Here is a 7,682-nt window from a genome sequence, read left to right on the forward strand (position 1 = left end):
ATGAGCGGGGTCAGCCGCAGGAAGCTGCTCGGATTGGGCGCGGCGGGCGTCGCCGCGGCCGGGGCGTCCGTCGCGGGCGCCAGGATGCTGCTCGACGAGCCCGCGCAGATGCCCGTCAGCGCGGTCTCGGCCCTGGACTCGGTCGCCTTCTACGGCGAGCACCAGGCGGGCATCGCCACCCCCGCGCAGGACCGCCTGCACTTCGCCGCGTTCGACGTGATCACCACCAAGCGGTCCGAGCTCGACGCGCTGCTCCAGGAGTGGACGGCCGCCGCCGCCCGGATGACGCAGGGCCAGGAGGCGGGGACGTTCGGCGCGGTCGGCGGCGTGCCTGAGGCGCCGCCCGACGACACGGGCGAGGCGCTCGGCCTGCCCGCCTCGGGACTCACGCTGACGATCGGGTTCGGCGCCTCCCTGTTCGACGGCAGGTTCGGGCTGGCGGGGCGGAAGCCGGCGGCGCTGCGCGAGCTGCCCCGCTTCCCCGGCGACGCGCTGCTGCCCGAGCTGTCGGGCGGCGACCTGTGCGTGCAGGCGTGCGCGAACGATCCGCAGGTGGCCGTGCACGCGATCCGCAACCTGGCGCGCATCGGCTTCGGCAGGGTGTCGGCGCGCTACTCCCAGCTCGGCTTCGGCCGTACGTCCTCGACGTCGAGGACGCAGGCCACGCCCCGCAACCTCATGGGCTTCAAGGACGGCACCGCCAACCTGAAGCTGGAGGACACCGCGATGCTCCGCGACCACCTGTGGGTGGCGGAGAAGGACGGCCCCGCGTGGATGAGGGGCGGCACCTATCTGGTCACCAGGAAGATCCGCATGCACATCGAGACCTGGGACCGCACGTCGCTGGCCGAGCAGGAGGCCATCTTCGGCCGCGACAAGGGCGAGGGGGCGCCGCTCGGGCGGGCCAAGGAGTTCGACGAGCCCGACTTCGCGAAGAAGGGCCCCGACGGCGCGCCGCTGATCGGCGAGGTCGCCCACGTGAGGCTGGCCCACCCCTCCAGCAACGGCGGCGCCAGGCTGCTGCGTCGCGGCTACAACTACGTCGACGGCTCCGACGGGCTCGGCCGCCTGGACGCGGGGCTGTTCTTCATGTCCTACCAGCGTGACCCGCACCGCCAGTTCGTCCCCGTGCAGCGGGCGCTGGCGAAGAACGACGTGCTCAACGAGTACATCAAGCACATCTCCAGCGGCCTGTTCGCGATCCCGCCAGGGGTGCGCGACGGGGGCGACTACTGGGGCAGGGCGCTGTTCGCCTGACCCCGCTCCCTCACCTGGGGGCGACACCGTGCATGAGGGTGTCGAGCAGCCGCGCCGCCAGCGCGTCGGGGTCGGCGCCCTCACGGGCGGAGTGCGCCGACTCGGCCAGGAGCGCGAGGTAGGCCTGCCGTACCCAGGCCACGTCGGCGTCGGGCCTGATCAGCCCCGCCTCGCGCGCCCTGGTGAAGACCTCGTCGCACTTGGCCATCACGCCCTCCTGCACCGCGCGCGCCTCGGCGCCCAGCGGGACGGGGCCTGCCAGCGTGAAGCGCCAACCCGGCTTGATCCGCAGGATCGCGGCCGTGGCCTGGTGCAGGGCGATCAGCGGGGGAGCGGTTCGCGGACGGGCGGCCTCGACGACCGCGTCGAGCTCGCGCCATGCCGCCAGCTCCATCGACTCGATCAGCGCCTCCCTGCTGGCGAACCGGCGGTGGACGGTGGCCCTCGCGACGCCCGCCGCCTCGGCGATCTGCTCCATCGTCGCCGCCGGATTCGCTTCGAGCAGCCGCTCGGCGGCCTCCATGATCGAGCGGATGCTGCGCTCCGCGTCCGCCCGCAACCGCCTGTCTGTCATGCGGCGAACGTTACCGCACATATCTGAGACAGAGTGTTGCAGTTAGCGAAATAAATGCTACATTCCATCTCATGAACAAGACTTCACTGGTGACCGGCGCCTCGTCGGGGATCGGCGCCGAGTTCGCCACGCAGCTGGCCGCCCAGGGCTATGACCTCGTGCTGGTCGCCCGTTCCGTGGGCAAGATGGACGAACTGGCCGAGCGGTTGCGCGCGGCCCACAGCGTGGAGGTCGACGTGATCGGCCAGGACCTGTCGACCCCCGACGCCGTCGGCCGGATCGCCGAGCGGCTGGCGGGCCGTCCGATCGATCTGCTGGTCAACAACGCCGGATTCGGCACGGCGGGCCGCTTCCAGGACATCGACCCCGGCCGCGAGCACGACGAGCTGATGGTCAACGTGGTCTCGCTGGTCGGCCTCACCCACGCGCTGCTGCCGGGGATGCTGGCCAGAGGCCAGGGCGCGGTCGTCAACGTGGGCTCGACGGCGGGCTTCAACATCGCGCCCTACTTCGCCACCTACGCGGCGTCCAAGAGCTTCGTTCTCAACTTCAGCCTGGCCCTGTGGAGCGAACTGCGCGGCACGGGCGTGAAAGTGCTCGCCGTGACCCCCGGCCCCGTCGAGACCTCGTTCTTCGAGGTGATCGGAACGCGTGAAGCGGCCATCGGGGCCAGGATGGCCACCCCCGAGCAGGTGGTCACGGCGGCGCTGCGCGGGCTCGAACGCGACCGCGGCTACGTGGTGCCCGGCCTGGGCAACTTCGCGATGGCCCATCTGATGCCGCGCAGGCCGCGCAGGCTCCTCGCGCTGATCGGCAGGATGGCGACCAGGGGAGTGGTCAGGACGCCTGCGGCCGCAACGACGTGAGCAGCAGGTCGGCGAACTGCGCGCCCACCTGGCCGCCGGTCAGCGGCCCCTCGACGCGATACCAGGAGCCCAGATGGTGGACCGAGCCGAAGAAGTAGTCGACCACGATGTCGGCGGGCACGTCAGCGCGGAAGACGCCTTCGCGCTGCCCTTCGGCCACCAGGTCGCGGAAGCGCTCGTGGTAGCGGCGGCGCTCGGCGCGCACGGTCTTCTGCGTCTCGGGGGCGAGCAGGTGCATGGACCTGAAGAAGATCTTGGAGTCGTCGAGGTTGTCCGCCGTCGTCTCGACGACGTCGGCCGCCGCCGCGTAGAGCCGCTCGGACACGGTGCCGGGCCCGTCGGCGATCCGCGTCAGCCGGTCCATCTGCATCCTGAGAACGCGGGCGTAGATCTCGTGCAGCAGGTCGTCCTTGGAGTCGAAGTAGTGGTACATCGCCCCCTTGGTGACCCCGGCCGAGACCACGATCTCCTGCACCGATGTGCTCTCGAAGCCGCGCTCGGCGAACAGTCGCGTCGCCTCGGCGAGCAGCCGCTGTCTGACCGGTTCATCCTGTGCCATGGTCAACAGCATACCGACTGGTCGGTTGAGTGTCCGGTAGGGGCTCATCACGCCTAAGTTAGGCTTGCCTTGGGTATCTTTTGACCGGCGAGGGATCTTCGGCGTGGCAGATCCATGTTTAACCTACTGAACTCGGGGAGTTTGCCGTGCCCGGTGGTTCAATCTACGTGCAGCAGGACGAGAAGTTCACAGGCTCGTCCCCGCAGTGGTGGTACGAGAAGTTCTGGCGCGAGGACGCGAAGAACCGGCAGCGCTCCAGGGCAGTCAAGGCAGGCTTCGGGTTCGTGGCGGGCGTGGCGCTGGCCATCCGCTTCGAGCTGCCGTGGCCTCCCGCCTTCGGCCTGCTGTTCGCCGCTCTCGTGGCCGCCCTCGACTGGGCGATCGTCTGGCACAACTTCAACGCCACCTCCGTCTGGCGGGGCCGCCGCCACGGCGAGGTGATCACCCAGCGCAAGCTCAGGCGCGGGCTCAGCAGGCACGGCTACCACATCCTGCAGGGCAGGGCCATCCGAGGCCAGGCCTCGATCGACCATCTGGTCATCGGTCCCGGCGGGGTCTGGATCGTCGACAACGAGTCGTGGGCGCCGGACACCGACATCGCCGCGTACGGCGGGCGGCTGTTCTTCGGCGAGAAGTTCGGCTCGCACGTGGCCAAGCCGCTGGTCGCCGCCGCGGGCGCCTTCGCCGAACTGCTCGGCAAGGAGACCGGCATCCCGCTGACCATCCATCCGCTGCTGGCCGTCCACTGCGGGCGGCTGCCGCGCGGCGGCGTGGTGAACGGCGAGGGCATCACGCTGCTCAAGCCGTCGCTGGCCGCCAAGCTGATCAGGCGGTCGAACCGGGTGGTGCTGACCGAGGAGCAGATCGAGCTGCTCGCCCGCACCGCGGCGCGGGAGCTGGCTAGGCGAGCCGCTCGATGAACTCCGCCAGCTGGGCGATGTTGCGGCACTCCCGCATCGGCACGATCGAGCCGTAGGACGTGGCGAGCGAGTCGCCGCTGTCCCACTGCTGCCTCGGCTCGGGGTTGAGCCAGTAGGCGTGCCTGGCGTCCTTGACCAGCCGCTTGAGCGTGTCGAGCGCGGGCGGCTGGTAGTTGGAGCGCGCGTCGCCCAGGATCAGCAGGCTCGTTTTGGGGCCGATGACGTCTTTCTCGGCGAACTCCTCGAATGCCCGCCCATAATTTGTCCTGCCAAAGCGGGACATATTGGCTTCTGTCGCGAGTTTGGCCAGCGCCTCGCTGACGTCACCGCCCGGTGTGAAGAATCGGGTGATCTCATCCACGGTGTCCACGAATCCGAATGCCCTGACTTTCGTGAACTGCTCCCTGAGGGCGTAGGTCAGCAGCAGCGTGAAGTGGGCGAAGGAGGAGACCGAGTCGCTGGTGTCGCAGAGGATGACCAACTCGGGCTTGTGCGGGCGGGGCGGCCTGAACCTGGGGTCCATCGGCACCCCGCCGGTCGACAGAGACACCCGCACGGTCTTGCGGAAGTCGAGCCTTCCCCGCCTGCCGTGCCGCTGCCTGATGGCCAGCCGCGCCGCCAGCCTGCGCGCCAGCGGGTGGACCTCCCTGCGCAGCCTCGCGAGGTCCGCCCTGGTGATCCGCAGGAAGTCCAGCTGGTCCAGCGGCGGCCGTACGGCGGAGCGCGCGATGCGCTCGATGCCGGAGTCCTCGGCGATCCTGCGGCGCACGTCAGTGGCGACGGCTTCCTCGAAGCGCTTGATGTTGGCGTTGACGCGCTGGCGGGTGGTCTTCTCCTCCAGCCCGCCTCGCGGCACGCCCTGCAGGATGCGAGCCATGAGCGTCTCGGGTGACAGGGCGCGCATGACGCTGTAGGAGAACCAGTTCTGGCGGCCCTCGGCGGCCGGCTGTCTGCCGAAGCGCTCGACCATCGCCCTGGCGAACTCCCTCATCTCGGGGTCGGTCGAGCCGGTCAGGAGCCTGGCCAGGTGCTCGCGGAGGTCGGGCGGGGGCGCGTCGTCGTCCGGCCTGCTGTACAGGCCCGTGGTCGAGGAGGGGAACCACAGGTCGAACAGCATGTCGAAGCCAGGGCGGTAGGCGGGCTTCTTGACCAGCGTCGCCGCGTAGGCGGCGCGCAGCGACTCACGCTCGGTCAGATCGATCACCCGCAGCGCCCTGGCCGCGTCAAGCCCCTCGGCCAGCGAGACGGGCAGCCCCGCCTCGCGCAGGGCGTGCACGAAGCCGACGTGCCTGTCGACCAGGCTCACAGGCCCAGCTCCTTGCGCGCCCTGGCCTGGTCGGAGGCGTGCTTGAGCACCACGCCGAGCGTGCCCGCGACCGTGCTCTCGTCGAGCTCCTCCCGGCCCAGGGCCAGCAGCGTGCGCGCCCAGTCGATGGTCTCGGCGACGGAGGGCGCCTTCTTCAGCTCGAGGGCCCGCAGCGTGGCCACCGTCCTGGCGAGTTGCTCGGCCAGGTCGCTCGTCAGCGTCGGCACCTGGGCCAGCACGATGTCGCGCTCGCGCTCCTGTGTCGGGTACTCGATGTGCAGGTAGAGGCAGCGTCTCTTCAGAGCCTCCGACAGCTCGCGCGTGGCGTTGGAGGTCAGCACGACGAACGGCCTGAGCGTCGCCTCGATCGTGCCGAGCTCAGGGATCGTGATCTGGAAGTCGGACAGCAGCTCGAGCAGCAGCCCCTCGACCTCGACGTCGGCCTTGTCGGTCTCGTCGATCAGCAGCACGGTCGGCTCAGCGCTCCTGATCGCCTTCAGGAGCGGGCGTTCCAGCAGGAACTCCTCGGAGAAGATGTCGTCGTCCGAGCTGGTCGCCTGGATGCGCAGGAGCTGCTTCTTGTAGTTCCACTCGTACAGCGCCCTTGCCTCGTCGAGGCCCTCGTAGCACTGGAGCCTGATGAGGTTCGCGCCCGTCGCCAGCGCGACCGCCTTGGCGAGCTGGGTCTTGCCCACCCCCGCGGGGCCCTCGGTGAGCAGCGGCTTGCCCAGCGCGGCGGCCAGGAACACCGAGGTGGCGATGGAGTCGTCGGAGAGGTAGTCAACGGCGGCGAGGCGCTCGCTCACGTCGGCGGGCGAGTTGAACATCGATGCTCCTGTCTGCGGGGACCGAACTTTATTCTAGCACTAGTGGCAATAAATCCAGAATTAGGGGGATTCGTGGATGGCGGTGAAAAACCGCAATAAGGAGCGCTCTGCCTTATTGCGGTAATGGGCGGGGCAAGAAGCTGATTTGCCCGGTTCGGCGGATGAGACATAGGGGGATTTCATCGCATGACTTCTCAGTCATTGAAGGAGGAAACGCGATGCGTATCGCAGTTCTCGCCGCCGGCCTCATCCTGGCCTCCGGCTTCGGCGTCACCGCAACGGCGACCGCCGCTTCGGCACAGGCCCAGACCACGGCCGTCGTCTTCACGGGAGACGACGACGGCGACTGGGGCGGTCGCGGCGCAGACCGCGGCTGGGGCCAGCACCGAGGCTTCGACCACGACCGCAAGGGCTTCGGCCACGACCGCAAGGGCTTCGGCCACCACAAGGGCTTCAAGGGCTTCGGCCACCACAAGGGCTTCAAGGGCCACGGGTGCCGTGGCGGGGGCCATGGGTGCGGTGGCGGCGGCCACCACGGGTGCGGTGGCAGGGTCCCCCACTGGGGCGGCCACCACTGCGGCGGGGGCCACGGCGTGGGCTGGGCCCCCGGCGAGGGCCCCGGCTGCGGCGGCTGGGCATGCGGCGGGGGCGGCGGCGGCGGCGGCGGCGGGGGCACGGGCGGCGGCGGAATGGCGTCGGTGTTCGCCCGCTAGCCATGACGGGACGCTTCATTGGCCGCCACGCTCTGCGCGTGGCGGCCTTCCTCACCGCTCTCGCCATGGCGTCGGCGCCCGCACAGGCCGACACCAAGCCGCCGAGGCCCGCACCGGCGGACACCAAGCCGAAGCCTGGACAGCCGGACACCAAGCCGCCGAAATTCGTACCGGTGGACAGGAAGCCGCCGAAATTCGTACCGGTGGACAGGAAGCCGCCGAAATTCGTACCGGTGGACAGGAGGCCGCCGAAACTCGCGCCGGTGGACAGGAGGCCGCCCCAACCCACATGGGCCGACGCCAAGCAGCGGAAGCCCGCGCAGGCGGACACCAAGCTACGGCCGAATCCCGTGCGGACGGACGTCAAGCCGCTGAAGCCCGTGCGGACGGAGGCGAAGCCGGCGCAGCCTGTGCAGGTGGACACGGAGTTGTCGCGGCCTGTGGGGACGGGTGTCAGGCAGCTGAAGCCCGTGCAGGTGGGCACGAAGCCTGTGCGGACGGATGTCAAGCCGCTGAAGTCCGTGCGGGCGGAGACGAAGCCGGCGCAGCCTGTGCAGGTGGATACGGAGTTGTCGCGGCCTGTGGGGACGGGTGTCAGGCAGCTGAAGCCCGTGCAGGTGGGCACGAAGCCTGTGCGGACGGATGTCAAGCCGCTGAAGT

The 7,682-nt window shown here is 69.8% G+C and carries 8 protein-coding genes and 1 pseudogene; 5 read left to right on the forward strand and 4 right to left on the reverse strand.

Translation table 11 applies throughout. The features are described from left to right. Entirely contained in the window at nt 1–1,257 is a 1,257-nt protein-coding gene (efeB, locus tag ABFX50_RS37560; protein ID WP_346153332.1) for an iron uptake transporter deferrochelatase/peroxidase subunit, read from the forward strand. Between the two features lie 10 nt (nt 1,258–1,267). Here the strand turns inward: efeB and ABFX50_RS37565 are convergent, their stop codons facing one another. After that, nucleotides 1,268–1,831: a TetR/AcrR family transcriptional regulator gene (locus ABFX50_RS37565; RefSeq protein WP_346153334.1), complete on the reverse strand. Its 564-nt coding sequence runs from the start codon at nt 1,829–1,831 to the stop codon at nt 1,268–1,270. A 71-nt stretch (nt 1,832–1,902) separates the two neighbouring features. On the opposite strand from ABFX50_RS37565, the gene ABFX50_RS37570 reads away from it, so the two are divergent. Then, a complete protein-coding gene (locus ABFX50_RS37570) occupies nt 1,903–2,697 on the forward strand; it encodes an SDR family NAD(P)-dependent oxidoreductase (RefSeq protein ID WP_346153336.1) in 795 nt (264 codons plus the stop codon). Here the strand turns inward: ABFX50_RS37570 and ABFX50_RS37575 are convergent. Then, complete coding sequence (locus tag ABFX50_RS37575) at nt 2,669–3,256, reverse strand: TetR/AcrR family transcriptional regulator (protein ID WP_183656720.1); 588 nt, start codon at nt 3,254–3,256, stop codon at nt 2,669–2,671. The genes ABFX50_RS37570 and ABFX50_RS37575 overlap by 29 nt on opposite strands. Nucleotides 3,257–3,402: 146 nt before the next feature. On the opposite strand from ABFX50_RS37575, the gene ABFX50_RS37580 reads away from it, so the two are divergent. Further along, complete coding sequence (locus ABFX50_RS37580) at nt 3,403–4,176, forward strand: nuclease-related domain-containing protein (RefSeq protein ID WP_346153339.1); 774 nt, start codon at nt 3,403–3,405, stop codon at nt 4,174–4,176. Here ABFX50_RS37580 and ABFX50_RS37585 read toward each other — a convergent pair. Both ABFX50_RS37585 and ABFX50_RS37590 read right to left on the reverse strand, forming a co-directional pair. Next, a complete protein-coding gene (locus ABFX50_RS37585) occupies nt 4,157–5,482 on the reverse strand; it encodes a vWA domain-containing protein (protein WP_346153341.1) in 1,326 nt (441 codons plus the stop codon). The two genes, ABFX50_RS37580 and ABFX50_RS37585, sit on opposite strands and share 20 nt — an antisense overlap. Then, a complete protein-coding gene (locus ABFX50_RS37590) occupies nt 5,479–6,309 on the reverse strand; it encodes an AAA family ATPase (RefSeq protein ID WP_346153343.1) in 831 nt (276 codons plus the stop codon). Before ABFX50_RS37590 ends, ABFX50_RS37585 begins: the two co-directional genes overlap by 4 nt. A 218-nt stretch (nt 6,310–6,527) precedes the next feature. On the opposite strand from ABFX50_RS37590, the gene ABFX50_RS37595 reads away from it, so the two are divergent. After that, on the forward strand, nt 6,528–7,022 hold the full coding sequence (locus ABFX50_RS37595) for a hypothetical protein (RefSeq protein WP_346153345.1): 495 nt from the start codon (nt 6,528–6,530) through the stop codon (nt 7,020–7,022). Between the two features lie 38 nt (nt 7,023–7,060). After that, a pseudogene (locus ABFX50_RS37600) lies at nt 7,061–7,682 on the forward strand (hypothetical protein); the annotation flags it as partial.

The sequence above is a fragment of the Nonomuraea recticatena genome, assembly GCF_039533245.1.
Taxonomy (GTDB): Bacteria; Actinomycetota; Actinomycetes; order Streptosporangiales; family Streptosporangiaceae; genus Nonomuraea; species Nonomuraea roseola.

What these genes read in the sequence shown, in the direction of transcription:
- ABFX50_RS37595 (WP_346153345.1), top strand. Translation starts at nt 6,528, where the DNA reads ATGCGTATCGCAGTTCTCGCCGCCGGCCTCATCCTGGCCTCCGGCTTC.
- ABFX50_RS37565 (WP_346153334.1), bottom strand. Translation starts at nt 1,831, where the DNA reads ATGACAGACAGGCGGTTGCGGGCGGACGCGGAGCGCAGCATCCGCTCG.
- efeB (WP_346153332.1), top strand. Translation starts at nt 1, where the DNA reads ATGAGCGGGGTCAGCCGCAGGAAGCTGCTCGGATTGGGCGCGGCGGGC.
- ABFX50_RS37575 (WP_183656720.1), bottom strand. Translation starts at nt 3,256, where the DNA reads ATGGCACAGGATGAACCGGTCAGACAGCGGCTGCTCGCCGAGGCGACG.
- ABFX50_RS37590 (WP_346153343.1), bottom strand. Translation starts at nt 6,309, where the DNA reads ATGTTCAACTCGCCCGCCGACGTGAGCGAGCGCCTCGCCGCCGTTGAC.
- ABFX50_RS37570 (WP_346153336.1), top strand. Translation starts at nt 1,903, where the DNA reads ATGAACAAGACTTCACTGGTGACCGGCGCCTCGTCGGGGATCGGCGCC.